Here is a 24,480-nt window from a genome sequence, read left to right as displayed (position 1 = left end):
GGACGCCTACGGCCCGGCGGCGGGATCGTTGCCGTTGCCGTTGCCGTTTCCGTTGCCGCGCGGCGTCGGCTCCACCTCCTGCGGAGTGGGCGCGCCCGGCAGGGGGATGGTCACGCCGGGTGCGAGCGTCAGCGACGGCGGCGCCAACGTCTCACTCGGACCGGTCGATTCCTCTTCGCTGCGCGACTGTGAGGTCCGTGTCTGCTGCTCGGTCGTCGCCGGAGCCTCATAGGGAACGCCCGCGACGCCACCGATCTCCGCCGGCTCCGGGAACTGCTCGATCGGCTTGTTCTCCAGTGCGCCGTCCATCGCGGCCTGCCAGATGTCCGACGGCAGACCCGAGCCGTAGACGATCGACCCCTGGTAGTTGGTCAGTGCGACACCGCGATCGGTGCCGACCCAGACCGCGGTCGACAGCGACGGGGTGTACCCGACCATCCAGGCGTCCTTGTTCTGTCCGGTGTCGCCGAGCTGCGTCGTGCCGGTCTTCGACGCCGAGGGACGAGAGCCGTCGTCGAGGGCGTGTCCGCGCGATGCGGCCGCGATCGGCTCCATGGCTGCGGTTGCATTGTTGGCCACCGCGGCCGAGAAGCGACGCTGACCGGCGTCGGGCTTGCGCTCGTAGAGCACGGTCCCGTCCGCGGTCTCGACCTTCTGCACGAAGTGCGGTGCGTGATAGACGCCCTGGTTCGCCAGCGTCGCGTACGCCGAGGCCATGTCCATGACGCGCGAGGGGTACTGGCCGAGGACCACACCACCCTCGACGCCGGTGCCGTCGGTGTTCTGCAGCGTCTTGGCGATGTCGCCGAAGCTCTCCGCGATGCCGGCCTGATGGGCCGCGTCGGCCACGGCCTGCGCCTGGCCGTCGAGGTCCATCATGAGGCGGTAGTAGACGGTGTTGAGCGACAACTTCAGTGCCGTCGCCAGGTTGCACGAGCCGCAGCTCTCACCGTCGGAGTTGGTCACCGTCAGCCCACCCGGCGCCTCGAACGGCGCGGAGCTGTAGACCTTCGACAGCGGGACACCCTGCTCGAGCGCCGCGACGAGCGCGAACACCTTGAACGACGAGCCGGTCTGCAACGCCGCCTGGGCGTAGTCGAAACCCTGGCCCTGGTTGCCGCCGAAGTAGCCCTTGACGCCCCCGGTCTTCGGGTCGATCGAGACGACCGCGTCGCGGATGTTCCTCGGCTCACCCTGCAGCTGACCGTTGGCCGAGGCCACCACCGAGCGCTGCACCTGCGGGTCGATCGTCGTGGTGATCTTCAACCCCTCGGTCTGCACCTGCTGCTCGGAGATGTTCAGCGAGTTGAGCTCGGCGAGGACCTGCGTCTTGATCAGTCCGTTGGGACCGTTGGTGACGCTGCCGGAGACATCCTTGACCGCAGCGACCCGCGGGTACTTCAGCGTGGACTCGTCGCTCGGGGTCAGCGCACCGATCGTCACCATGCCGTCGAGCACGTAGCGCCAGCGCGCCTGGGCCGCGGCGATGTTGGTCGCCGGGTCGTAGAACGACGGCGACCGGATCGAGGATGCGAGCACCGCGGCCTCGGGGACGGTGAGGTCGGAGACGTCCTTGTTGAAGTAGGCCTGCGACGCCGCCGAGATGCCGTAGGCGCCGCGACCGAAGTAGATGGTGTTGAGGTAGGCGGCCATGATGTCGTCCTTGGACCACTCGTTCGACATCTTGGTCGCGATCGCGAGTTCCTTGAACTTGCGGGTGTAACTGCGCTCGTCGCCGACGAGGGCGTTCTTCACGTACTGCTGGGTGATCGTCGACCCACCGCCGGCGTCGGCGTTGTTGGTGACCTGCCCGATCGCCGCGCGCGCAAGACCACTGATGGAGAAGCCGGCGTTGCTGCGGAACTGACGGTCCTCGGCCGCGATGACCGCGTCCTGGACCGACTTGGGGATCTTGTCGATCGTGACGTCGGTGCGGTTGCCCTCGGGCGGGACGATGCGCGCGATCTCTCCGCCGTTGGAGTTGAGGATCGTCGCGACCTGGTTCTGCTTGATGTCGTCGGGTCCGGGTACCGACTGGCCGAGGTAGGTGAACAGGAAAACCACCGCCATGACGACGACACCGAGCGGCACGAGGGCGCCGAGGAGCCCGAACAGCCAGGCGACGACCTTGAGCCGCGTGCGCTTCTTCTCGCGGACGGTGCGCGGCTGCGCGCCGGTTCCGTTACTCACAACCACGTCTCCATACTCATCGATCGAACACACTGTTCCCGGCCACGTCGGCGCCACGCCGCGAGGAAGGGGTCACTCGCCGGTGCCCGCCACACGTCTGGTCCGCCGCGCCCGGGGCCGCACGGGCAGCCCTGCAACGAAGGACTGCACCAGGTGGTTCCACCGGCACGTCCGGCAGACCTCCACCACGTGTACCGAGAACTCCTCGGCGGACTCGGCGAGCCGGGTGATCTCCTCGGTCGAGCGTGCCGACCCGGAGACCGTGCCCAGCTTGTCACCGAAAACCCAGGACACCAAGGTGAGCTGTTCCTTGCGGCAGACCGGGCACAGGACGGTGCTGGGGCGGCCGTGGAACTTCGCCGCGCGCAACAGATACGGATCCGCGTCGCAGACGGTGCGCATGGCGGCGCGTCCCGCGTAGACGTCGGACAGCAGCGATCGGCGCTGCAGCGCGTAATCGACCGTCTGTCTCTGCACAAGCACGTCATCAAGAGTACGTGCAGCCCTGCGACCACCCCCAGGTTCGGGCCGAACCCCGGCGACCCGTCCGACGACGCCGAGGACCGGTCGTCGCGGCCCCGGCCGGACACCCGCCCGAATGAGCTCGGCAAACCCCAGTTCATGCGTGGTTTCCTATCCCGGTTATATCGGGCCGATACATTGCGTGTAATACTTGCTGCACACGTTCGTTCGACAGGTCGGGAAGGAGTATCGAAAGCAATGTTGGAACTCGCAGTGCTGGGCCTGCTCCTGGACACCCCGATGCACGGATACGAGCTGCGCAAGCGGCTCACCGGACTGTTGGGTGCATTCCGAGCCTTCTCGTACGGCTCGCTGTACCCGACTCTGCGGAGAATGCAGACCGACGGAATCATCGCCGAGGAAGCCGGTCCGCAGGGAACCCTGAAACGACGTGCGCGCCGGGTGTACAAGTTGACACCCGCGGGGCGAGAACGATTCGCCGAACTGGTCGCAGACACCGGACCACAGAATTACACCGACGACGGCTTCGGAGTGCACCTCGCATTCTTCAGCCGCACGCCGGCAGTGGCCCGTATGCGGATCCTCGAAGGGCGTCGTCGCCAGGTCGAGGAACGTCGCGAAGGTCTGCGAGATGCCGTCGGACGGTCCAATCGTGCAGTGGACCGCTACACCCGACAGCTACACCAATTGAGTCTCGAGTCCAGTGAGCGCGAAGTGCGCTGGCTCAACGAGCTCATCGCCGCTGAATCGTCGGCAGCCGCCGACGACGCAGCGATCGTCGAACCGGATGCGTCCGAAACCGCGGCCACATCCGTCCCGTCGGCAACCACCGGCGAAGCAACGTCAGTAACACCGAATACAGAAAGAGAGCCCGACCATGGGTGACAACAACTCTGTGCGCGTAGCCATTGTGGGCGTGGGCAACTGCGCCTCATCCCTGGTTCAGGGCGTGCAGTACTACCAGGACGCCGACGAGAACGTCACCGTTCCCGGCCTCATGCACGTGAAGTTCGGCAAGTACCACGTCCGCGACGTGCAGTTCGTCGCCGCGTTCGACGTGGACGCCAAGAAGGTCGGATTCGACCTGTCCGAGGCCATCTTCGCCTCGGAGAACAACACCATCAAGATCGCCGACGTCCCCCCGACCGGCGTGACCGTGCAGCGTGGCCACACCCTCGACGGCCTCGGCAAGTACTACCGCGAGACCATCACCGAGGCCGACGGTGACGGCGGCGACGTGGTGCAGACCCTCAAGGACGCCAAGGTCGACGTCCTCGTGTCCTACCTCCCGGTGGGCTCCGAGCAGGCCGACAAGTTCTACGCACAGTGCGCCATCGACGCGGGCGTGGCCTTCGTCAACGCGCTGCCCGTGTTCATCGCCTCCGACCCGGAGTGGGCCGAGAAGTTCCGCGCCGCGGGCGTCCCGATCGTCGGTGACGACATCAAGAGCCAGGTCGGTGCCACCATCACCCACCGCGTCATGGCGAAGCTGTTCGAGGATCGCGGTGTCGCGCTCGACCGGACCTACCAGCTCAACGTCGGCGGCAACATGGACTTCAAGAACATGCTCGAGCGTGAGCGTCTCGAGTCCAAGAAGGTGTCGAAGACCCAGGCCGTGACCTCGAACCTGCATGGTTCGTTGGCAGGCAAGATCGACGACAAGAACGTCCACATCGGACCCTCGGACCACGTCGCGTGGCTCGACGACCGCAAGTGGGCCTACGTCCGCCTCGAGGGTCGCGCCTTCGGCGACGTGCCCCTGAACCTGGAGTACAAGCTCGAGGTCTGGGACTCGCCCAACTCGGCAGGCATCATCATCGACGCGGTCCGCGCGGCGAAGATCGCCCTCGACCGTGGCATCGGTGGACCCATCCTCCCGGCCTCGGCCTACCTGATGAAGAGCCCGCCGGAGCAGATGGCCGACGACGTCGCGCGCGTGGAGCTCGAGACGTTCATCAGCGCCGCTGAGTGATTCGTCCGTAGTACGTCGAAAGGCCCGTACCTCGATCTCGAGGTGCGGGCCTTTCGCATGGAACGTGCCCGACACGCGCAACGCACGTTTCACACCGCCGACAGTGCGGAAAGCACTCATCGAGTGTGCGTTGTCCCGCAAGCATTCTCACGACCCGCTGCCAGCACACTCGATGGTGCTTTCCACCCAGTCAGCTTCAGTTCCCTCGCTGCTCGCGTCCCCGGTATTTGCGGACCGGTCGGCCCGCGCGGCCGTACTGGAGACGGACTTCGAGCACACCTGACTCCAGGTAGTGCTCGAGGTAGCGTCGCGCGCTGACCCGGGAGATACCGACCGCCTCGGCGCACTCCGTCGCCGAGAACTCCGCCCCGCCGGCGACGGCGTCGAGGATGAGGGTTCCGGTCTCCGGTGAGAGCCCCTTCGGGAAGCGTTCGGCGGTCTCGCCCGGACCCGCCGGGGAACCGGCACCGAAGAGCGAGTCGACGAGGTTCTGATCGGCCTCGCCGCTCCGCAATGCGGAGAAGCGGGTCGCGAACGCCTCGAGCTTGTCGCGCAGCTGCGGGTACTCGAACGGCTTGATGAGGTAGTCGGCCGCGCCACCACTCAATGCGTCGGCGACGGTGTCGACCTCGCGCGCAGCGGTGATCATGATGACGCCCACCGGGTCCTTGGCCGCGCGGAGCTCGCGCAATACCTCGAGACCGGAGGCGTCGGGCAGATGGACGTCGAGCAGGATCAGATCCGGTCGCAACGTCGCGATGCTCGCGCGTGCCTGCGCAGCCGAGTGCGCGACGCCCACGGCACGGAATCCGTCGGTGGCCTCGACGAACCGACGGTGGATGTCGGCCACCATGAAGTCGTCGTCGACCACCAGCACTGTGGGCACTGCCTTCTCCTACCGTGTCGTGAGCGGTCGTCAGCCGAGCGGCATGCGGACGCGGAAACGTGCGCCACCGGATTCGGCGTCGTCGATGGTGGCGGTGCCACCGTGTTGAGCGCTGACCAGACGCACCAGCGCCAGCCCGATCCCCCGCCCGCCCGGGGTGTCGGTTTTCGAGCTCACCCCTCGCGAGAAGATCAGTTCACGTTTCTCGGGCGGCACCCCGGGCCCGGAGTCGACGACCTCGACGCACAGATCGGGGACGTCCGAACTCGATTCGTCGCGCACCAGGACGGTGATCGACCGGGAGCCGTGGTCGCGGGACACGTCGAGCGCGTTGTCCACGAGATTGCCGACGACGGTGATCACGTCGGTCGACAAAGCGGGGTCGAGGGCTCGCAGGCGCGACGACGGGTCGAGCGTCAGCCGGACGCCGGTCTCGGCCGCCAGCGATGTCTTGGCGATCAGCAACGCGGCGACCGCCGGGTCGCCGATGTGCGCGGTGATGGACTCGCTGATCTCCGCGCGCCGACGCGTCAGGGTCCCCACGAAGGTGGTGACGTCGTCATAGGCGCCGAGCTGCGCGAGCCCGGAGATGGTGTGGAGTTGGTTGGCGAACTCGTGTGTCTGGGCCCGGAGGGTGTCGGTGACGCTCTTGTGCGAGGTCAGCTGGCTCTGCATGGACGCGAGTTCGGTGCTGTCACGCATGGTGGTCACCGACCCGATGTGTTGGCCGCGACTCTCGGCTCGTCTGCTCGTCGCGCTGCGGCGGTTCAGCGCCAGCACCCGCGTCGATGTCGTCACGATCACATCCTCCACATCACCTGGGGACAGGAGGATCTCGCGAACACCGGCGTCCATGCCCGATTCGGCCACGGGTGTGCCCACCACGTCGGGCTCGAGATCGAGCAGGACGCAGGCGCTGTCGTTGATCATCGTGATGCGACCGTCGTTGCCTACCGCGATGACGCCCTCGGCGATGCTGTGCAGCAACGCCTCCCGGTGATCGGCGAGGCCGGCGATCTCCGCGGTCTCCATGCCCAGGGTGTGTCGTCGGATGCGACGGGAGAGCAACCAGGACCCGACCGCCCCGACCCCCGCACCGATACCGAGGTAGATCAGCAGGCGAGCACCGGCGTCGGACAACAGCATCCACGTCGACGGGTAGTTCTCCGAGACGGTCACCACCGCCAGTACTCGCCCGTCGGTGTCGAGAATCGGGACGTGCCCGGCGATGGACCGTCGGCCGTCGATGTCGACGTCGCCGGACCACCCGCGTCCACCCAGGACGTCGCTGTCACCGAGGTCTGCGTCACCCCGCACCCTGGTCGGATCGGTCGAGACCATCACCCTGCCGTTCGGGGACACGATCTCGGCCACGGTGGCACCGGACAGTGCGACAGCCCGGTCCACGTCGGGAGCGAGCACCTGCTCGACCAGCGGGGCAGCCAACTGCTCACGAACGATCGGGGTCGAGGCGAGGCTCTCCGCGACCGACAGCATGCGTCCGCCCGCGATGTCGCGGAACTCCGTGGTCGACTGGTGGATGGAGATCGCGGCGACCGCACCGAGGACCACGGCGACCACCAGCAACTGCAGCACGAGGAACTGGCCCGCCAGGGAACGACCGCGGCGGGCGGGACGTCCCGGTCCTCGCCGCAGACGGACTTTCGGTCGCGACCACAAAGAACACTACTTTCGTTGGCTCCGAAAAGGTGACGTGGCTCACCTTTGGCTTCATGCTTGGCCTCGATCACAGTCTCACATCATCGACACGAATCGAGGACCGATGCGCAAACGGCTGGGCGTCATCCTGGCGCTGCTGCTGCTCGTCGCGGCGTGCGGAGTCACCCGCGGCGACGACGGCGAGGGCTTACACCGCATACGCATGATGGTGCCCAACAGCCCCGGTGGCGGGTACGACCTCACCGCCCGCACCGCGGTGAAGGTGATGGAGGACAAGGACATCACCGGACGCGTGGAGGTGTTCAACGTCATCGGTGCGGGCGGCACCGTGGCGATGGCGCGGTTGATGAACGAGTCCGGCAACAACGATCTCATGATGATGATGGGGCTCGGGGTCGTCGGCGCCGGTTACACCAACGGCTCCAAGGCGCGCGTGTCGAATGCGACGCCACTGGCGAAGATGGTCGAGGAGCCCGAAGGCATTCTCGTACCCGCGGATTCACCGTTCAAGACCGTCGACGACCTCATACGCGCATGGCGGGCCAACCCGTCGTCGGTGACGATCGGAGGCGGTTCGTCACCCGGCGGACCCGACCACCTCTTCCCGATGGAGACCGCCGAGGCGGTGGGGATCGATCCCACGAAGGTCAACTACATCTCCTACGACGGCGGCGGCGATCTGCTGACGGCCCTGTTGGGCAACAAGATCGCGGCCGGCACCTCCGGCCTTGGCGAGTACGTCGACCAGATCGAGGCAGGCCAGGTGCGCGTACTCGCGGTATCGGGATCCGAGCGGGTGGCCGACGTCGACGCGCCCACGCTGCGCGAGGCGGGAATCGACCTCGAGTTCACCAACTGGCGCGGCGTGCTCGCGCCGCCCGGGCTGTCCGACGCCGCACGCGACGAGATGGTCGCCGCGCTGACCGAGCTGCACGGGACCGACGAATGGAGAGAAGCGTTGAGCAAGAACGGCTGGACGGACGCGTTCGAGACGGGCGAACCCTTCGCGCAGTTCCTGCGTGAGCAGGACCAGCGGGTCGAGTCCACCCTGACCGAGCTGGGGTTGGTATGACCGCCACACTGAACCGTCCCGAGGGGCCGGAGGAGACCGAGGCCGAGCGTCCCGACTGGGCACAGCTCGTCGTCTGCGCGGTGATGGTCGTGGTCGGGGTGTTCCTGATCGTCGACGCCGTCTCGCTGACCGCCGAGTTCGCGAAGGTCGACCCTGTCGGCCCCAAGCTCTTCCCGCTGGTCATCGGAATCGGCCTGCTCATCTGCTCGGTGCTCCTGGCCATCGCCACCTGGCGGGGCAAGAAAGGGACGCCCGACGACGGCGAGGACATCGACACCTCCGCACCCGCGGACTGGAAGACGGTCGGCCTGCTGGTCCTCCTGTTCGTCGCGACCATCGCCCTGGTCGATGTGCTCGGTTGGGTGATCGTGGGCGCCGGCCTGTTCGGTGGCGCGGCGACCATCCTCGGCAACCGGCACTGGGTCCGCAATCTCGCGATCGGCCTCGCGCTGTCGCTGATCAGCTTCTACGCGTTCTACGTCGGACTCGGGATCCCGCTGTCCGCAGGCATTCTGGACGGGATCCTCTGATGGACAACCTCAACTGGCTGATGAACGGTTTCGCCGAGGCAGCGACACCGATGAACCTGCTCTACGCGTGCATCGGCGTCCTGCTGGGCACCGCGGTCGGCGTCCTGCCCGGCATCGGGCCGGCCATGACCGTCGCACTCCTCCTCCCGATCACCTACAACGTCAGTCCCAGTGCGGCATTCATCATGTTCGCCGGCATCTACTACGGCGGCATGTACGGCGGGTCGACGACCTCCATCCTGTTGAACACCCCGGGTGAGTCGTCGTCGGTCATCACCGCCATCGAGGGCAACAAGATGGCGAGGGCCGGCCGGGCCGCGCAGGCGTTGGCCACGGCCGCCATCGGGTCCTTCGTCGCGGGCTCCATCGGCACCGTGTTGCTGGTGCTCTTCGCACCGATCGTCTCGAAGTTCGCGGTGTCCCTCGGCGCCCCGTCCTACCTGGCCATCATGTTGTTGGCGTTGGTCGCGGTCACCGCCGTCCTCGGCAGTTCCAAACTGCGCGGGTGCATCTCGCTGCTGCTGGGATTGGCGATCGGACTGGTCGGTATCGACTTCCTCACCGGACAGCCGCGCGCCACCTTCGGTATCCCCCAGCTGTCCGACGGCATCGACATCGTCGTGATCGCCGTCGCGGTGTTCGCTCTCGGTGAGGCACTCTGGGTCGCCGCGCACCTGCGGCGCAAGCCCGCCGAGGTCATCCCCGTCGGCCGTCCGTGGATGGGCAAGAGCGACTGGAAGCGTTCCTGGAAGCCGTGGCTGCGCGGCACCGCATTCGGGTTCCCGTTCGGCGCGCTTCCCGCCGGCGGCGCCGAGTTGCCCACCTTCCTCTCGTACATCACCGAGAAGAAGCTGACCAAGCACCCGGAGGAGTTCGGCAAGGGCGCCATCGAGGGTGTCGCCGGGCCGGAGGCGGCCAACAATGCATCGGCCGCAGGCACTCTCGTACCCATGCTCTCGCTGGGTCTGCCGACCAACGCGACCGCGGCGGTCATGCTCACCGCGTTCGTCTCCTACGGCATCCAGCCCGGGCCGACACTGTTCGACAAGGAACCGCTGCTGGTCTGGACGTTGATCGCCAGCCTGTTCATCGGCAACTTCCTGCTGCTCGCGCTCAACCTGCCGCTCGCGCCGCTGTGGGCGAAGCTGCTGCGGACGCCGCGGCCCTACCTCTACGCAGGCATCTTGTTCTTCGCCGTCCTGGGTGCGTACGCGGTGAACCTGCAGTGGCTCGATCTCGCGCTGCTGCTGGTCTTTGGATTGATGGGGCTGATGATGCGTCGATTCGGACTCCCGGTGTTGCCGTTGATCATCGGCGTCATCCTCGGGCCGCGAATCGAACGTCAGCTACGCCAGACGCTGCAGCTCAACGAGGGCGACTGGAGCGGCATCTTCACCGAACCGATCGCCGTCGTCGTGTACGTCATCATCGTGTCGTTGCTCGTGTTCCCGCTGATCGCCCGGTTCTTCGGCCCTCGCATCACCCTCGCCACCGACACCACCCCCGCCCGTGAGAAGGAGAACGCATGATCGTCGTCGGCTACACCCCGGATGTGTACGGACGGGCCGCACTCGAGCACGCCATCACCGAGGCGCGGGTACGCGACACCGCCGTCACCGTGCTCAACGCGACCAAGGGGGACGCGTTGGCCGACCCCCGCTTCGCCGACTCGACCGACGTGGGGAACCTCGAGGAGACGCTGGGGGCGTCGGGCATCAGCTTCGTCGTCGAGCAGGACGTCTCGGTCGACCCGGTGGACGCCCTGCTCGACGCGATGGACCGTGACGACGCCGATCTGCTGGTGATCGGCATCCGGCACCGCTCACCGGTCGGGAAGCTGCTCATGGGTAGCACCGCTCAACGGCTGCTCCTCGCGTGCCCGAAGCCGGTTCTCGCGGTGAAACCCGCACTGGTGCACTAGTTTTTGGTTCCGATGACAGATGCCGTGCACCCGGTCGGGTGCACGGCATCTGTCGTTCGTATCGGTCGGCGCGGGGCCGATCAGCTAGGAGCGTTGAACCGGTCGTAGAGGAACTGCGATGCCGGCAGCGTGCTGAACACGTACGGCAGCGCGTGGTTCACGGCCAGCGATGGGAAGATCGGCGGCGTTCCGTCGTTGACGACCCGCACATCCGCACCCTGAGCACGCCAACTCCGCACCATCTCGAGCACCTGCCCGTGCGGGATGATGTCGTCGTTGATCCCGGTGTCGACCAGGACCGGCGCGTTGGGCTTCGACTTCCCGATGAGCTGTTCGGCCAATGCCTTCTGGATCTGCGGGTACTTCTGAGAGATCTCGAACAGCGACTTTCGCGACGTCGTCCACTCACTGGTGCGGTGGAAGCCGTAGCGGAACGCGGTGTCACCGATGCAGGAGGTCGCCAGCTTCTTGAGGGCGGCTTTTCCTGCCGGGCTGGCTTCTTTCTGGATCAACGGGCCCAGCTCGGGGTATCTCGCCACCAACCCGTTCACCGTGTAACCGATGACGCCGGTGATGGACGAGCCGTCGACTGCCTTCAGCACTTTCTGCAGGTCTGCCGGAGGCGCGCCCGAATAGGTGCCTTTGATGTTCAGCTCGGGTGCGTACGAGGACGCCATCTCGGCCGCCGATGCGGTCGCACCGCCGCCCTGCGAGTAGCCCCAGAAGCCCACCGGTGAATCGGCGGGCAGCTTGCCGTACTTCAGCGCCGCGCGCGCGCCGTCGAGGACGGCGTGGCCCTCCTCGACGCGGTTGACGTAGGTGTGGACGCCGGGGGTTCCCAGACCGATGTAGTCGGTCATGAGCACGCGGTAGCCCTGGTAGAGCAGCAGGTTGGCGAAGAGCTGCTCATAGTTGGAGGCCAACGTCAGGTTCTTGGTGTCCACCGCGACGGGGAACGACACCAGCTTCGACGGCGCGCATTCGTCACCCTGGCCGATGGTGCCCGGCGCCATGACGATGGTCGGGCGGGCACCCCTGCCGCGCCACGGCGCGAACGGCTCGATGTAGGTGCCGGTGACAGCGGCGGGTGTGCCGTCCTGCAGCTTGGAGGTGTACATGACGGTCGTTCCCTTGCCCGGGAACGGGCGCGGATTCGCAGGGATCTGCAGGAAGATCGGTGTCGATCTCGACTTGATGATCGAACCGGGGCTCGTGTCGTACTTTGCCGGCGGTGTGTAGAAGTCCGGCGCGGCTGAGGCGGTCGAAGCGGTGAACGACGTAAGGGTTCCCGACCCGATGACCACAGCGGCGGCGATCGCGATCGCGCGTAGATGTGATTTCACGCACTCACCATATGACACACGTTCCTTTCTGGACAGACGACCCGGTGACTGTCCAGATCAATCGGGCAGTTTCGGAACCTCCATGCCCTCGCTGCGGTTGAGGAGCACCGCGCGTGTCAGCACCGACGCCCCGAAACGGTTGCGCAGTTCGTCCATCGCGCCGTCGAGGGCAGCGGTGTCCATGGTGACCGCGCCGCCGCTGCTCTCCTCGCGGAACGACCCGGCGGCGGTGTCGCCGAACGGCAGGGCCAGCTGGATCGCGTCGTCGTTGTCGAGGTTGGTCAGCGACAACCCGATGAGGGTGCACCCGCGGTCGGTGAGCTGTGGCATCGCGTCGGACAGCAGGCGTCGGGCGGCCAGGAGGATGACCTCGGTGGAGGCGGTCGCCTCGGACAGCGTGTGCGAGCGCGACGCCCGGGTGAAGTCGTCGAAACGAAGACGCAGGACCACCGTCCGGCAGACACGGTTCGCGGTGCGCAGACGCTTGCCGAGACGGTCGGTGATCGCGACGATCGACGCCTCGATGTCGGCCTCGGTCTTGGGTCGGCGGCCGAGTGCGCGCTGCGAACCGATCGACCGTCGGCGGCGGCCGACGTGGACCGGACGGGGGTCGCGGGCCATGGCCAACGCGAACAGGTGCCGACCGGCGGCCGGGCCCACCAGCGCGGTCATCATCGCCTCACCGAGGTCGGCGATGTCGCCGACGGTGTGGATGCCGCTGCCGTGCAGCTTTGCCGAGGTCACCTTGCCCACGCCCCAGAGCCGCTCCACCGGTAGCGGGTGGAGGAACTCGATCTCGCCGTCCGGGGGGACCACCAGCAAGCCGTCGGGTTTGCCGACCGCGCTGGCCACCTTCGCGAGGAACTTCGTGCGAGCGACACCGACCGTGATGGCGAGTCCGACCTCGGCGTGGATTCGCGACCGGAGCCGGGTCGCGATCTCGACAGGTGAGCCGGCGATACGACGCAGGCCGCCCACGTCGAGGAACGCCTCGTCGATGGAGATCCCCTCGACCAGCGGGGTGGTGTCGCGGAAGATCTCGAACACCGCGCGGCTCGCCTCGGTGTACGCCTCGAACCGGGGTGGGACGACGATCGCCTGCGGACAGATTCGGCGCGCCTCCTGCCCCCCGATCGCCGTACGGATGCCGAACGCCTTGGCCTCGTAGCTCGCCGCCAGGACCACGCCGCCACCGACGATCACCGGCCGTCCGCGCAGCGCCGGGTTGTCGCGCTGCTCGACCGACGCGTAGAAGGCGTCGAGATCGGCATGGAGGATCGTGGCGTCACCTGCGGGCTGCGCCGAACCACGATCCTGCACGAACACATGTTCGCATCCGGCCCCGACAAGGCCGCAGAACCTCAGTCCGGCGACGCGCCGCCGGGCGGGTTCGCGGCGGGCGCTTCCCGACGGGCCAGGACGCCGAGCCACTGCCCGAACAGTGCCGCCTCGGCGGGACCCAGGTCCTCATTGCCGTCTGCCACCAGCAGAGCCTGCAGCGCGATCGCGTGGCGGGCCACATCGTCGGCGGCGTGGTCGGCAGGCTGCTCGAGGGCGTCGACGGTGACCGCGCCGAGCACGGCGTCTCGGGTGGTCGCCGACAGGGATTGCGCTGCCGGCAGATCGGTCGGATCGGTGGTGATGAGAGTCATCGCGACGCCGATGCCGGTCGCGTAGATCATGGCGGCCGCGACGTCGACGGGCAGCGCCAGCCGTCCGGCGGCGGCGGCCTGCTCGACGATCCCGCGCAGCACCTCGTAGACCTGGGTGGACTCGTCCGCACCCGGACCTGGTCGTCGCTCGCCGTACATCAGCGTGTAAATCGCGGGGTTCGCCTCTGCGAACTCGATGTGCAGATCCCACCCGGCCCGCAGTTCCCCCACAGGATCGGTTCCGTGCTCACGACGGGTCTTGGCCGTCAGGAAGCGCTGGAATCCGTCCGCGGCGACCGTCTGCAACAGCGATCGCATGTCGCCGAAGTGGCGGTAGATGGTCTGGGCCTGCACGTTTGCCGCGGCGCTCACCGCGCGCGTGGTCACGGCGTCGCGCCCACCCTCGGCGAGCAGACGCGTGGCGGCGACGAGGATCCGATCTCGTGGCGATCGGGGCGCGTCGCGGCTCATGTGAGCAACGATAACACCCTCGTCACATCGTTGATGTGTTAGCGTCGATGCATGCTCAACGTGAGCATCGATCACACCTCCGGAGGATTCCATGCCCGACACCACCGTCACCCTGATCACCGGGGCCAACCGCGGCATCGGCCGCGAACTGGCGGCCCAGCTCGCCGATCGTGGCCACACCGTCGTGGTCGCCGCGCGCACCGCCGAGGCCGCACGGTCTGCAGCCGCCGAGCTGGTCGAGGCCGGATCGGCCCGATCGATCGTCCCGCTCGCTCTCAACGTCACCGATCCCGAGTCGATACGCGCGGCCGCCGAGACCGTCGAGTCCGATCTCGGTCGAGTCGACGTGCTGATCAACAACGCGGCCATTCATTTCGACGCCTGGCAGAGCGCCGTCGACGCCAACCTCGACATCGTCGGAGAAGCACTGAACACCAATCTCATCGGCACGTGGCGTGTCACGCAGTCGTTCCTGCCGCTTCTCCGAAAGGGTCACTCGGCGCGCATCGTCAACGTCTCCTCCGAGCAGGCGTCGCTGGCCCGGATGGGTGCCGGCGTCCCCGCCTACCGGACGTCCAAGGTCGCCCTCAACGGACTGACCCGGATGCTCGCCGCAGAGCTGGCCGATGCCGACATCACCGTCGACGCCGCTTCACCGGGGTGGACCGCCACCGACATGGGCGGCGAGGGCGGGCGCCCGATCGCCGACGGGGCCGAGAGCATCCGCCGGGTCATCGAACTGCCCGCCGGCACCGGGACCGGGCGCTTCTTCCAAGACGGCGCTGAACTGCCGTGGTGACCCACCACACCAGCCCCCAACACCATCGAACGACCGAAGGAATCACGATGACCCATCCGATCGACGACCTCGTCACAACGTTCTATCGCGCCTTCTCGGGCGACACCGACCTGCTCGAGACCGTGGTCACGCCGGACTGGGAGGACATCCCACTCGCGCCCGGCCAGGGCCCCGGACCCCAGGGGGCCGTGCCGATCATCAGCGGGCTGGCCGAGGCGATCAGTGGACTGGAGATCGTCGTCCTCGACGTGGTCGACGGCCGCGGATCCGACGGCGACGGCACCATCGCGACGCGCTGCGAGATCCGCGGCGTCCACACCGGGGCGCTCATGGGGGTACCCGGTTCGGCTCGTGAGATCGCCATAGCGCTGCACGAGTTCCACGAGATCGCGGACGGCCGAATACGGCGCACCTGGCATCTGGAGGACTGGTTCGGCTTCATTCGCCGATCTCAGGACGTCGACGCGCCGTAACCCTGTCCGCAGGCCCCCACACCGTGTATTCGTGGACACATGACCACCCCCGTACGCATCGGTGTCCAGATCCAGCCCCAGCACTCGCCCGAGTACTCACACATGCGTGACGCACTACGTCGCGCGGAGGACATGGGTGTCGACGTCGCCTTCAACTGGGATCACTTCTTCCCGCTCTACGGCGACCCCGACGGCGCGCACTACGAGTGCTGGACGATGCTCGGCGCCTGGGCCGAGCAGACCTCGCGCATCGAGATCGGCGCGCTGGTCACGTGCAACTCCTACCGGAACCCGGAGTTGCTGGCCGACATGGCCCGCACCGTCGACAACATCTCCGACGGCCGACTGATCCTGGGCATCGGATCGGGCTGGAAGGAAAAGGATTACGACGAGTACGGGTACGACTTCGGGACCGCGGGCAGCCGCCTCGACGACCTCGCCGCGGCGCTACCGCGCATCCGCGCCCGCCTGGGCAAGCTGAACCCCGCACCCACCCGCGAGATCCCGATCCTGATCGGCGGACAGGGTGAGAAGAAGACCCTGAAGTTGGTGGCGCAGCACGCACACATCTGGCACGGCTTCGTCGACCCCGAGAGCTACGCCCACAAGAGCGCAGTGCTCGCCGAACACTGCGCGGCCGTCGGGCGCGATCCGAGCGAGATCCAACATTCGGCCGGTGTCGAGCTGAACGGTGGCGTGAGCCGTGGCGAGGGGGTCAAGGAGCTCGTGGCCAAGGCCGACGAACTGCACGCCGCCGGGATCACGCTGTTCACGGTGGGCGTGAACGGTCCCGACTATGACCTCTCGGTGGCCGAGGAACTCTGCCGCTGGCGCGACTCGATCGCCTGAGCACCGCGCGGACCGACGTCGCGATCATCACATCCCGCAGGCGCCTGTCGAAGAGCAGACTGGACCCATGTCCGGAATTCTGTTCTTCGACGGCGACTGCGGAATGTGCACCCGCGCCAAGAATCTGCTGCTGCGGATGAACCGCACGGGTGCGGTCCGTACCGAACCCATGCAGCGCCCCGGCACCGCGGAGCGCGTGGGCGCCCCGGCGGAGACGTTCATGGACTCGATCTGGTGGCTCGACGACGACGGCACCGTCTACTCCGCGGCACACGCGGCCAACGCCGCCGTCGCGGCCGCGGTCGGAACCCAGATCCCGTTGGCGCTGTACCGACTCCCCGGTGTCCACCAGGTCCAGGAACTCGCCTACCGCTGGGTCGCAGGCCACCGGCAGTACTTCCCCGGTACCACTCCGCACTGCACCTCGGCCCCGGGTGACTGTGCGCGCTGACCGCACGGTGTGACGCTCAGTTATGGACCGATCGGTATCCAACGACTAGACTCGGACCCATGCCCCGCCCGCGCGAATTCGACGAGAATGCCGTTCTCGACTCTGCTCGACGGCAGTTCTGGGAAACCGGTTACGCCGGAACATCTCTGGCGGACCTGACCGCGGCCACCGGGCTCGGCAAGGGCAGCCTGTACGGGGCTTTCGGCGACAAACATGCGCTGTTCATGCGAACGCTCGAGGGTTATTGCAGCGACGCCGTGGCCGACGCGCGCGATGAACTGTCCGGGGACGGGCGCGCCATCGACCGTCTCACCGCGCATCTGCGCATCTCGGCCCGACTCGACGTCGAAAACTCGCCGGGCCGCGGTTGCATGATGGCCAAGGCCGCGGCCGAGCTCGGCTCGTTCGATCCGGCGGTGAAAGAACTCGTCTCGGCCTCGTTCACCCGGTGGCACGACGAATTGGCAGCGTGCATTTCCCGGGCCCGGGACGAGGGCGACGTCGCCGCCGACGTCGACGCCGACACCCTGGCGTGGACGCTGCTGACGGTCATCCGCGGGTTCGAGGCGCTGCGCAAGGGCGGCGTGCCCACCGAACACCTCCGGGCCGCCTTCGACCAGGTCGTGGAGACGATCCCGCGCCCGGTGTCTGCGTCGTCGAGCTAGTTCTTGTCCGATCGGTACAGAACGGCGTAGGGTGGTTCCCGTGCCCGCCCAACAGGTGAGTGGGCCGGCGAGATGGGAACACCAGATGACTACCAAGACAGCTTCTTTCGACTTCACCGGCAACGTCGTGATCGTGACCGGGGGTGCGAGTGGGATCGGCCTGCAGGTCGCGGGAGACTTCGCCCGGTCCGGCGCGCACGTCGTCATCGTCGGACGCAACCAGGCGAAGTTGGCCGCCGCCGCCGAAGGTCTGCCGGCCGGATCGGTGTCGACGTTCGCGGCCGACATGGCCGATCCCGATCAGATCCGAGACCTGGTCGCGTCGACGGTTCGTGATCACGGCGGGATCGACGTCGTCATCAGCAACGCAGCGAGTTTCATCCCCGGGGACATCACCGACATCACGCCGGACCAGTGGACCGACATCCGGTCGACCAACATCGACGGGTTCTTCTACCTCGCCCAGGAGACGCTGCCACTGCTCGCGCAGCGCGGTGGCACCCTGATCGCGACGTCGAGCGTCTCGGGACTACGGGGCGACTGGAACCAGGCCGTCTACAACGCCTCCAAGGGCGCGGTCTCCCTCTTCGTCCAGTCACTGGCGCTGGACTGGGCGCCCAAGGGGGTCCGGGTCAACGGTGTCGCCCCGTCGGTGACCAACACCGATGCCGTCTCCGGCATCACCGGGAACGACGTCGTGCGCAAGCAGTTCGAGAACCGGGTCGCGCTGGGCCGACTGGCCGAGACCGAGGACATCGCACCGGCCTTCCTCTTCCTCGCCAGCGACGCCGCCCGCTACGTCAACGGGGTGATCCTGCCCGTCGACGGCGGCACCTCTGCGTCGACCGGCCAGGCCCACGTCGCGGGCTGATCGAGAGTGGCGGGATCCGTTCAGAGAGCCGTCGTGCCGCCGTCGGCGAGCAGTTCCAGCCCGTTGACGTAGCTGGAGTCGTCGGAGGCGAGAAACAGTGCGATGGTGGCGATCTCTTCGGGACGGCCCATCTCCCCGCGAGGGATGAGTGCCTCGAATGCGTTCTTGGTCGCCTCGTCGAACAGTTCCTCCTGTTTGGCCGTGGCGACCTGGCCCGGGGTGAGCACGTTGACCCGGATCCTGCGGTCGCGCAGTTCGTTCAGCCAGACGCGAGCCCAGGCCTGCTGCACGGCCTTGCTTCCCGCATAGAGACTCCAACCGGGAAAGGCACTGAGTGAGGCACTGGACCCCGTCATGAAGATCGAACCGTTGTCGTTTATCAGCGGCAGCGCTTTCTGAACGGTGAACAGGGTGCCGCGCGCGTTCAGCGAGAACGCCCGATCGAACTGATCTTCGGTGATCTCGCCGAGGACGGCCGCCTCACCCATTCCGGCGCTGGCCCACAGCACGTCGATGGATCCCTTCTCCCGCCTCACGGTGTCGTACAGGCGATCCAGGTCGGCCAGGTCGGCCGCGTCGCCCTGTACGGCGGTGACGTTGCGGCCGATCAGGTCGACGGCGGCGTCGAGCGATTCCTGCCGTCGAGCCTGGATGAAGACGTACGCGCCTTCGTCGACGAACAGCTTGGCGCCCGCCAGTGCCATCCCGGTTGATGCGCCGGTGATCACCGCAACCTTGCCATCGAGTTTTCCCACGATCACTCCCCTGAGTTGATGTCCTACAGCCGGCGGTCCTGGTTGGTACCGGTCTGTGTACTTAAGCTAGCGGCGATCGTGAATGGCCGCAAGCTACATACACCGATCGGTACCGAAGGCGTATGGTGCTGGTATGGCGGAGTTGGAGAAGGGCCCACTGGGCCGGCGGCGTGGGCGGGGGGCTCGGGAGCGCATCCTGGGGGCGTCGCAGCAACTGTTCCGCGAGCAGGGCGTCAACCGCACCGGGGTGGACCAACTCTGCGCGGTGGCACAGGTGTCCAAACGCACTGCGTATCAGCACTTCACGAACAAAGACGAACTCATCGCCGAGTACCTGCGGCAGGTCGATCCCGACGTCATGCCCGGAGTCTTCGATCGTGAGGATCTCTCACCCCGGGAGCGACTCATGGCCGCGTTCGAGGTCCCCGACTCCGCGCCTCTGTGTCCCTACATCGGGGCCGCCGTCGAACTCCACGATCCAGAACACCCTGCGTCGCAGTACGCGCGCGACTACAAGCTCGCCGTCGCCGCACGGCTCACGGACGCAGCTCGCGAGGCCGGGGCCACCGACCCCGAACAACTCGGTGAACAACTGGCGCTGCTGCTCGACGGCGCCGCTGCCCGCACCCGCGTCATCAACCGGGGATCGTTCTCGACTGCGGCGGCCATCGCCGCCGTACTCATCGACGCCGCGATCCCGGCGTCCCACCCATGACCGGCTTCTTTGCCATCCATTTACCTTGGTCATGCGATCCCTTTACCTGGGGTACGTAGCGTTCGGACGTTCTCGTCCACTTCCACAGCCCTGGGAGATCCACGTGGTTCGCATTCCTCTCACCCTTTTCTCTGCGCCCGCAGGCGCCCGATCGCAGACCTGCGGCGCCACGCCCGGATCATCCGGGCGCGCTCGGGTGACATGCCTCTACAAATGCGGTGACGCGTGCCGGCACCAGCCCGGCAACACCAGCGACAACGAGTACTTCGGCGACGTGGTGCGCACGATGGTCTCCCGACGCTCGATCCTCAAGGGCTCGGCGACCGTCGCCGTGGGTGTGGGCGCGGCCGCCGCGCTCGCCGCTTGTGGTGACGACAGCGCGTCCACCTCGACGCCGTCGACACCCCCGGTCACCGGGTCCGGCTCGGGCGACGGCATGGCCTTCACCCCCGTCGCGCCCAACACCCAGGACGCCCTGGTGGTCCCGGACGGTTACGAGCAGTCCGTCGTCATCCGCTGGGGCGACCCGGTGATGCCCGGCGCGCCGGCCTTCGACTTCGCCTCGCAGACCCCGCAGGCCCAGGAGATGCAGTTCGGCTTCAACAACGACTTCGCCGGGTTGATCGCGATCGACGGCGAGCCGAACAACTTTTACCTCGTGTGCAACCAGGAGTACACGACCGAAGAGTTCATGTTCACCGGTTACAAGAAGCTGGACCCGACCGAGAACCAGGCACGGGTGTCGATGGCCGCACACGGGATCACCGTCGTCGAGGTCACGTCCGAGTCGGGTAGTGGCAAGCTGACCCCGGTTGTCGGACAGCGTAATCGGCGCATCACCGCGTCGACACCGTTCACCCTCACCGGACCCGCTGCGGGCAGCGAGTACGTGAAGACCACGGCCGATCCGGCCGGGACCACCGTGCTCGGCACCATCGCCAACTGCTCCGGCGGTCTGACCCCGTGGGGCACCATGCTCTCGGGTGAGGAGAACTACAACAACTACTTCTCCAACGCCGACAAGGTGACCGACCCGGCCGCGAAAGAGGGCCTCGACCGGTACAGCTTCGCCGACGACGCCGACTACCACGTGTGGGGTCGGTACGAGTCACGCTTCGACCTGGCCCGGGATCCCAATGAAGCCAACCGGTTCGGCTACGTCGTGGAGGTCAACCCGCACGATCCGAAGTCCACTCCGATCAAGCACTCGTCGCTCGGGCGTCTCAAGCACGAGTCGGCCAACATCTTCGTCACCTCCGACGGGACCGTCGTCGCCTACACCGGCGACGACGAGCGTTTCGAGTACATCTACAAGTTCGTGTCGTCGAAGAAGATCACGCCCGGCAACGGCGCGTCGGCGATGCGCAGCAATCTGCGCATCCTCGAGGTCGGTACGCTCTACGTCGCCAAACTCACGGGCGAGGCACCCGATCAGATCGACGGCAGCGGAAAGCTTCCGGCCGACGGGAAGTTCGCGGGCAAGGGCACCTGGATCCCGCTGCTCACCGTCAACGACGACGGCTCGTCGGACTCGAAGATCGCCGGTATGACCGCCGCGCAGGTCGCGGTGTTCACCCGCACCGCCGCCGACAAGGCCGGTGCCACCAAGATGGACCGCCCCGAGGACATCGAGCCGCACCCCAAGACCGGCAAGGTGTACTGCGCGTTGACCAACAACACCAAGCGCGGCACCGATGGTGAGGCCGGCGCCGACGAGGCCAACCCGCGCAACGAGAACAAGAACGGTCAGATCATCGAGTTCACCGACGATCACGCCGGTACTGAGTTCACCTGGGAGTTGCTGCTGGTCTGCGGCGACCCGGCCGAGGCCGACACCTACTACGGCGGGTTCGACAAGACCAAGGTCAGCCCGATCTCATGCCCGGACAACGTGGCCTTCGATCCGCACGGCAACCTGTGGATCTCCACCGACGGCAACGCGCTGAAGAGCAACGACGGCCTGTTCGCGGTCGCGCTCGACGGCGACAACCGCGGCGAGACAAAGCAGTTCCTGACCGTCCCACGTGGCGCCGAGACCTGTGGGCCGATCATCACCGAGGACCGGGTGATCGTCTGCGTTCAGCACCCGGGCGAGGAGGACGAGTACAGCGCGGACAAGCCGTACTCACACTGGCCCGACGGCGGCAGCTCGCAGCCCCGTCCGTCGGTGGTCGCGGTGTGGAAGACCGGCGGCAAGATCGGGGTCTGAGGGTCGAGTTCGTAGCAGTTCGTGTCGCCTGGCGGCACGAACCGCTACGTGGTCGCGGCGACCGTTCCCGGCAGAAGGCGGTCGACCACGTCGGAGAGGGTGACCACGCCGCGGACATCGCCGGTGTCGGCGGACTGCACGACGGCGAGATGGGTTCGGGTCTCACGCATCGTCCGCAGCACCGCGTGCACCGGTTCGTGCGCGTCGACGCGGAGCAGTGAGCGCATGAGATCCCCCGCGGTGCTGGAGCTCTCGGCGGTGAGGCTGTCGCGGACGTGCACGACGCCGACGGTGTTGGCGCCGGCACGCACCAGCAACCGCAGGTGGCCACTGGTCCGGGCGGTCGCCCTGATCTCGGCGATCGATGCACCGACATCGACGGCCGCGATGGTCGCCAGGGTCCCTGACTCCCCGACCATGTCGCCGATGGCGAGGCGTTCGATGTCCAGCGCGCTGGTCAGCCGTCCGTGGTAGCGCTCGTCGAGCGTGCCGACGGTGCCGGAGTGCTCGACCAGGTGCCGCAGTCCTTCGGTGTCCTGGGTGCCGTCGGTCTGATCGACGGGCTCGACGCCGACGCGACGCAGGCACCAGTTGGCCATGTGGTTCAGGCCGACGAGCAGCGGTCGGGTGAGGAACATGAAGCCGCGCATGGGGATCGCGAGCAGCGTGGCCGACCGTTCCGGGTGTGCGATGGCCCACGACTTCGGCGCCATCTCACCGACCACGAGGTGCAGGAACGTCACGATGATCAGCGCGAGCACGAAACCGATGACGTCGGCGATCCACAGTGGTGCACCGAGGCTCTCGAACTGCGGTGTCAGCCAGTAGTGCACGGCCGGCTTCGTCACCGCTCCCAACGCCAGGGTGCAGACCGTGATGCCCAGCTGTGAACCCGCGAGCAGCACCGACAGATCCGACGCGCTGCGCAGTGCGGCTCGCGCCGCACGGCTGTTCACCGCGGCGTCCTCGAGTCGGTGGCGGCGGGCGGCGATGAGCGCGAACTCGATGGCCACGAAGAATGCGCTCGCGGCGATCAGCCCTGCGGTGACGAGGACGAGTACCCAGGGATTGCTCATCGTGTCGTCTCCATGTCGGCTGCGGCGTGGTCGTCGGTGTCGTTGTGTGCCATGTCCACCCGCACCTCTACGCGCGCGGGGACCATCCGTTCGACCGCCGCGACGACGACCGTCAGCACTCGCCCGGGTGGGTCGTCATCATGGACGAGATCGGCGGCGTCGGCCTCGAGCGGTATGACGACGTGGCTCCCCTTCTCGGGGAATCCACCGGCCGCGTGGATCGTCGCGCCGGCCAGGGTCTCGTAATCGCCTGCAGGCAGACGGAAACCGATGACGCGCTCGACCTCGTCGATGGGCAGGTCGCCCGGCATCGACCACCCCTCATCGACCGAACCGATGACCGCGCCGGCCGTGCCCGCGTCGTGTTCGTCGTCGATGGCGCCGACGAGCTCCTCCGCGATGTCCTCCACGGTGACGATTCCGGCGAATCCGCCGTATTCATCGATGACCAGCGCCATCTCGGCGTGCGCCGACTCCAGCGTCGTCAGCACGGCGGGCAGCGGCAGGGTCGTGGGCACCATCACCGCGGGCCGCACATGGTCGTTCGCGGTGCCGGAGAGGTCATCGGAGAGCATGTCGTGCAGCGCGATCACACCTCGTAGGTCGTCGGGACCGTCGCCGATGACCGGGTAGCGCGTGTGCCCGGAACCCATGACGGCCAGAACCGCCGGCACGTCATCGCCGGACGAGATCGTGTCGACGCGCGACCGCGGGATCATCGCGTGCGCTGCGGTCCGCCCGGGAAAGTCCAGGATCCGGTCGAGCAACGCCGAGAGATCGGGGGCGAGCTCGCCGGTGGCCCTCGACTCGGCGACGATGTGCGCGAGGTCGCGGGGTGTCGCGGAGTGCTCCACGTCGTGGACAGGCTTGATCCCGAGCACCTTGAGCAGCAGGTTCGAGGACTGGTCGAAGAGCCAGATCAGCCACCCGAACAGCGACAGGTACAGCGTGGTGGACCGGGCGAGCCACTTCGCCACCGGCTCGGGTCGGGCGATGGCCAGGTTCTTGGGGAACAGCTCGCCGAACAGCATCTGCACGAGCGTCGAGAGGACGACGGCGACGATGGTGCCCAACGCGACACCCGTGGCGGCCACGAACCCGAGACCGCCCAGCAGTTCACCGACGCCCTCGCCGATCAACGGCTCGGCCACATAGCCGACCAGCAGGCCGGTGACGGTGATGCCGAGTTGTGCGCCGGACAGCATGAACGAGGTCCGTCGCGTCACCCGCAGTGCACGCTCGGCGCTGCGGTCACCCGCTGCAGCCTGGGCTTTGAGTCGTGAGCGATCGGCCGCCATGTAAGCGAACTCCTGCGCGACGAAGTAGCCGGTGAACGCGGTGATCACGAGGACCACGAGCATGCCGGCGAGGATTCCGAGGATCGTCACGACAGTTCTACGTCCAACTGAACGTAAAA

General features: G+C 67.2%; 24 protein-coding genes. 14 read left to right on the top strand and 10 right to left on the bottom strand.

What is annotated here, in order from left to right:
• Positions 1-6: 6 nt before the first annotated feature.
• Both IEV93_RS05765 and IEV93_RS05760 read right to left on the bottom strand, forming a co-directional pair.
• A complete protein-coding gene (locus tag IEV93_RS05765; RefSeq protein WP_371873830.1) occupies positions 7-2,214 on the bottom strand; it encodes a transglycosylase domain-containing protein in 2,208 nt (735 codons plus the stop codon).
• A 48-nt stretch (positions 2,215-2,262) separates the two neighbouring features.
• Complete coding sequence (locus IEV93_RS05760; RefSeq protein WP_188490398.1) at positions 2,263-2,667, bottom strand: DUF5318 family protein; 405 nt, start codon at positions 2,665-2,667, stop codon at positions 2,263-2,265.
• A gap of 243 nt (positions 2,668-2,910) precedes the next feature.
• Between IEV93_RS05760 and IEV93_RS05755 the strand changes: the two genes are divergently transcribed.
• Both IEV93_RS05755 and IEV93_RS05750 read left to right on the top strand, forming a co-directional pair.
• A complete protein-coding gene (locus IEV93_RS05755; RefSeq protein WP_188487748.1) occupies positions 2,911-3,558 on the top strand; it encodes a PadR family transcriptional regulator in 648 nt (215 codons plus the stop codon).
• Positions 3,551-4,645, top strand: a complete 1,095-nt coding sequence (locus IEV93_RS05750; protein ID WP_188487745.1) for an inositol-3-phosphate synthase — start codon at positions 3,551-3,553, stop codon at positions 4,643-4,645. Before IEV93_RS05755 ends, IEV93_RS05750 begins: the two co-directional genes overlap by 8 nt.
• A 196-nt stretch (positions 4,646-4,841) precedes the next feature.
• On the opposite strand, the gene IEV93_RS05745 is transcribed toward IEV93_RS05750, so the two are convergent.
• Both IEV93_RS05745 and IEV93_RS05740 read right to left on the bottom strand, forming a co-directional pair.
• Complete coding sequence (locus IEV93_RS05745) at positions 4,842-5,531, bottom strand: response regulator (RefSeq protein WP_188487743.1); 690 nt, start codon at positions 5,529-5,531, stop codon at positions 4,842-4,844.
• Between the two features lie 30 nt (positions 5,532-5,561).
• Positions 5,562-7,187, bottom strand: a complete 1,626-nt coding sequence (locus IEV93_RS05740; RefSeq protein ID WP_188490397.1) for a sensor histidine kinase — start codon at positions 7,185-7,187, stop codon at positions 5,562-5,564.
• 127 nt (positions 7,188-7,314) lie between these two features.
• On the opposite strand from IEV93_RS05740, the gene IEV93_RS05735 reads away from it, so the two are divergent.
• Genes IEV93_RS05735 through IEV93_RS05720 form a run of 4 tightly spaced genes read left to right on the top strand, consistent with a single transcriptional unit; the run spans position 7,315 to position 10,734 of the window.
• Positions 7,315-8,283 (top strand): Bug family tripartite tricarboxylate transporter substrate binding protein, encoded by a 969-nt coding sequence (locus IEV93_RS05735; RefSeq protein ID WP_188487741.1) that lies wholly within the window; start codon positions 7,315-7,317, stop codon positions 8,281-8,283.
• Positions 8,280-8,813, top strand: coding sequence for a tripartite tricarboxylate transporter TctB family protein (locus IEV93_RS05730; protein WP_188487739.1), 534 nt, complete (start codon positions 8,280-8,282; stop codon positions 8,811-8,813). The genes IEV93_RS05735 and IEV93_RS05730 overlap by 4 nt, the downstream gene beginning before the upstream one ends.
• Positions 8,813-10,342: a tripartite tricarboxylate transporter permease gene (locus IEV93_RS05725; protein ID WP_188487737.1), complete on the top strand. Its 1,530-nt coding sequence runs from the start codon at positions 8,813-8,815 to the stop codon at positions 10,340-10,342. The genes IEV93_RS05730 and IEV93_RS05725 overlap by 1 nt, the downstream gene beginning before the upstream one ends.
• Entirely contained in the window at positions 10,339-10,734 is a 396-nt protein-coding gene (locus tag IEV93_RS05720; RefSeq protein WP_188487735.1) for a universal stress protein, read from the top strand. The genes IEV93_RS05725 and IEV93_RS05720 overlap by 4 nt, the downstream gene beginning before the upstream one ends.
• A gap of 80 nt (positions 10,735-10,814) precedes the next feature.
• On the opposite strand, the gene IEV93_RS05715 is transcribed toward IEV93_RS05720, so the two are convergent.
• From IEV93_RS05715 to IEV93_RS05705, 3 genes are read right to left on the bottom strand one after another with little or no spacing between them, the layout of a single operon-like run.
• Positions 10,815-12,077 (bottom strand): lipase family protein, encoded by a 1,263-nt coding sequence (locus IEV93_RS05715; protein WP_229704907.1) that lies wholly within the window; start codon positions 12,075-12,077, stop codon positions 10,815-10,817.
• A 57-nt stretch (positions 12,078-12,134) separates the two neighbouring features.
• Positions 12,135-13,403, bottom strand: a complete 1,269-nt coding sequence (gene dinB, locus IEV93_RS05710) for a DNA polymerase IV (protein WP_443098497.1) — start codon at positions 13,401-13,403, stop codon at positions 12,135-12,137.
• Between the two features lie 35 nt (positions 13,404-13,438).
• Positions 13,439-14,200, bottom strand: coding sequence for a TetR/AcrR family transcriptional regulator (locus tag IEV93_RS05705; RefSeq protein ID WP_188487731.1), 762 nt, complete (start codon positions 14,198-14,200; stop codon positions 13,439-13,441).
• A gap of 91 nt (positions 14,201-14,291) precedes the next feature.
• Between IEV93_RS05705 and IEV93_RS05700 the strand changes: the two genes are divergently transcribed.
• From IEV93_RS05700 to budC, 6 genes are all read left to right on the top strand, one after another.
• Positions 14,292-14,999 carry an SDR family NAD(P)-dependent oxidoreductase gene (locus IEV93_RS05700; protein WP_188487729.1) on the top strand — a complete coding sequence of 236 codons (708 nt, stop codon included), beginning with the start codon at positions 14,292-14,294 and terminating at the stop codon, positions 14,997-14,999.
• Between the two features lie 47 nt (positions 15,000-15,046).
• Positions 15,047-15,472 carry an ester cyclase gene (locus tag IEV93_RS05695; protein WP_188487728.1) on the top strand — a complete coding sequence of 142 codons (426 nt, stop codon included), beginning with the start codon at positions 15,047-15,049 and terminating at the stop codon, positions 15,470-15,472.
• Between the two features lie 39 nt (positions 15,473-15,511).
• Positions 15,512-16,321 carry an LLM class F420-dependent oxidoreductase gene (locus IEV93_RS05690; protein ID WP_188487725.1) on the top strand — a complete coding sequence of 270 codons (810 nt, stop codon included), beginning with the start codon at positions 15,512-15,514 and terminating at the stop codon, positions 16,319-16,321.
• A 67-nt stretch (positions 16,322-16,388) separates the two neighbouring features.
• Positions 16,389-16,772, top strand: a complete 384-nt coding sequence (locus IEV93_RS05685; RefSeq protein WP_188487723.1) for a thiol-disulfide oxidoreductase DCC family protein — start codon at positions 16,389-16,391, stop codon at positions 16,770-16,772.
• A gap of 59 nt (positions 16,773-16,831) precedes the next feature.
• Positions 16,832-17,437, top strand: a complete 606-nt coding sequence (locus IEV93_RS05680; protein ID WP_188487721.1) for a TetR/AcrR family transcriptional regulator — start codon at positions 16,832-16,834, stop codon at positions 17,435-17,437.
• Positions 17,438-17,522: 85 nt separating this feature from the next.
• Positions 17,523-18,308 carry a meso-2,3-butanediol dehydrogenase gene (budC, locus tag IEV93_RS05675; protein ID WP_188487719.1) on the top strand — a complete coding sequence of 262 codons (786 nt, stop codon included), beginning with the start codon at positions 17,523-17,525 and terminating at the stop codon, positions 18,306-18,308.
• Between the two features lie 20 nt (positions 18,309-18,328).
• Here budC and IEV93_RS05670 read toward each other — a convergent pair whose 3' ends face one another.
• The gene (locus tag IEV93_RS05670; RefSeq protein ID WP_188487717.1) at positions 18,329-19,063 is read right to left on the bottom strand and encodes an SDR family NAD(P)-dependent oxidoreductase; all 735 of its coding nucleotides are present in this window, start codon (positions 19,061-19,063) and stop codon (positions 18,329-18,331) included.
• A gap of 133 nt (positions 19,064-19,196) precedes the next feature.
• Here IEV93_RS05670 and IEV93_RS05665 point away from each other — a divergent pair, with 133 nt between their 5' ends.
• On the top strand, positions 19,197-19,778 hold the full coding sequence (locus IEV93_RS05665; RefSeq protein WP_188487715.1) for a TetR/AcrR family transcriptional regulator: 582 nt from the start codon (positions 19,197-19,199) through the stop codon (positions 19,776-19,778).
• A gap of 103 nt (positions 19,779-19,881) precedes the next feature.
• The gene (locus IEV93_RS05660) at positions 19,882-21,987 is read left to right on the top strand and encodes a PhoX family protein (protein ID WP_371873795.1); all 2,106 of its coding nucleotides are present in this window, start codon (positions 19,882-19,884) and stop codon (positions 21,985-21,987) included.
• Between the two features lie 44 nt (positions 21,988-22,031).
• Here the strand turns inward: IEV93_RS05660 and IEV93_RS05655 are convergent, their stop codons facing one another.
• Both IEV93_RS05655 and IEV93_RS05650 read right to left on the bottom strand, forming a co-directional pair.
• A complete protein-coding gene (locus tag IEV93_RS05655) occupies positions 22,032-23,063 on the bottom strand; it encodes a CNNM domain-containing protein (protein ID WP_188487711.1) in 1,032 nt (343 codons plus the stop codon).
• Positions 23,060-24,424, bottom strand: coding sequence for a hemolysin family protein (locus tag IEV93_RS05650; RefSeq protein ID WP_188490395.1), 1,365 nt, complete (start codon positions 24,422-24,424; stop codon positions 23,060-23,062). Before IEV93_RS05650 ends, IEV93_RS05655 begins: the two co-directional genes overlap by 4 nt.
• Between the last annotated feature and the right edge of the window lie 56 nt (positions 24,425-24,480).

It is taken from the genome of Williamsia phyllosphaerae (assembly GCF_014635305.1).
Classification (GTDB): Bacteria; Actinomycetota; Actinomycetes; order Mycobacteriales; family Mycobacteriaceae; genus Williamsia_A; species Williamsia_A phyllosphaerae.
This window is presented reverse-complemented; position numbering and strand designations above follow the sequence as displayed.

Excerpts from the sequence above, each read along its gene's own strand:
- IEV93_RS05755 (WP_188487748.1), top strand. The coding sequence starts at position 2,911 with ATGTTGGAACTCGCAGTGCTGGGCCTGCTCCTGGACACCCCGATGCAC.
- IEV93_RS05750 (WP_188487745.1), top strand. The coding sequence starts at position 3,551 with ATGGGTGACAACAACTCTGTGCGCGTAGCCATTGTGGGCGTGGGCAAC.
- IEV93_RS05735 (WP_188487741.1), top strand. The coding sequence starts at position 7,315 with ATGCGCAAACGGCTGGGCGTCATCCTGGCGCTGCTGCTGCTCGTCGCG.
- IEV93_RS05730 (WP_188487739.1), top strand. The coding sequence starts at position 8,280 with ATGACCGCCACACTGAACCGTCCCGAGGGGCCGGAGGAGACCGAGGCC.
- IEV93_RS05725 (WP_188487737.1), top strand. The coding sequence starts at position 8,813 with ATGGACAACCTCAACTGGCTGATGAACGGTTTCGCCGAGGCAGCGACA.
- IEV93_RS05720 (WP_188487735.1), top strand. The coding sequence starts at position 10,339 with ATGATCGTCGTCGGCTACACCCCGGATGTGTACGGACGGGCCGCACTC.
- IEV93_RS05705 (WP_188487731.1), bottom strand. The coding sequence starts at position 14,200 with ATGAGCCGCGACGCGCCCCGATCGCCACGAGATCGGATCCTCGTCGCC.
- IEV93_RS05700 (WP_188487729.1), top strand. The coding sequence starts at position 14,292 with ATGCCCGACACCACCGTCACCCTGATCACCGGGGCCAACCGCGGCATC.
- IEV93_RS05695 (WP_188487728.1), top strand. The coding sequence starts at position 15,047 with ATGACCCATCCGATCGACGACCTCGTCACAACGTTCTATCGCGCCTTC.
- IEV93_RS05690 (WP_188487725.1), top strand. The coding sequence starts at position 15,512 with ATGACCACCCCCGTACGCATCGGTGTCCAGATCCAGCCCCAGCACTCG.
- IEV93_RS05685 (WP_188487723.1), top strand. The coding sequence starts at position 16,389 with ATGTCCGGAATTCTGTTCTTCGACGGCGACTGCGGAATGTGCACCCGC.
- IEV93_RS05680 (WP_188487721.1), top strand. The coding sequence starts at position 16,832 with ATGCCCCGCCCGCGCGAATTCGACGAGAATGCCGTTCTCGACTCTGCT.
- budC (WP_188487719.1), top strand. The coding sequence starts at position 17,523 with ATGACTACCAAGACAGCTTCTTTCGACTTCACCGGCAACGTCGTGATC.
- IEV93_RS05665 (WP_188487715.1), top strand. The coding sequence starts at position 19,197 with ATGGCGGAGTTGGAGAAGGGCCCACTGGGCCGGCGGCGTGGGCGGGGG.
- IEV93_RS05655 (WP_188487711.1), bottom strand. The coding sequence starts at position 23,063 with ATGAGCAATCCCTGGGTACTCGTCCTCGTCACCGCAGGGCTGATCGCC.
- IEV93_RS05650 (WP_188490395.1), bottom strand. The coding sequence starts at position 24,424 with ATGCTCGTGGTCCTCGTGATCACCGCGTTCACCGGCTACTTCGTCGCG.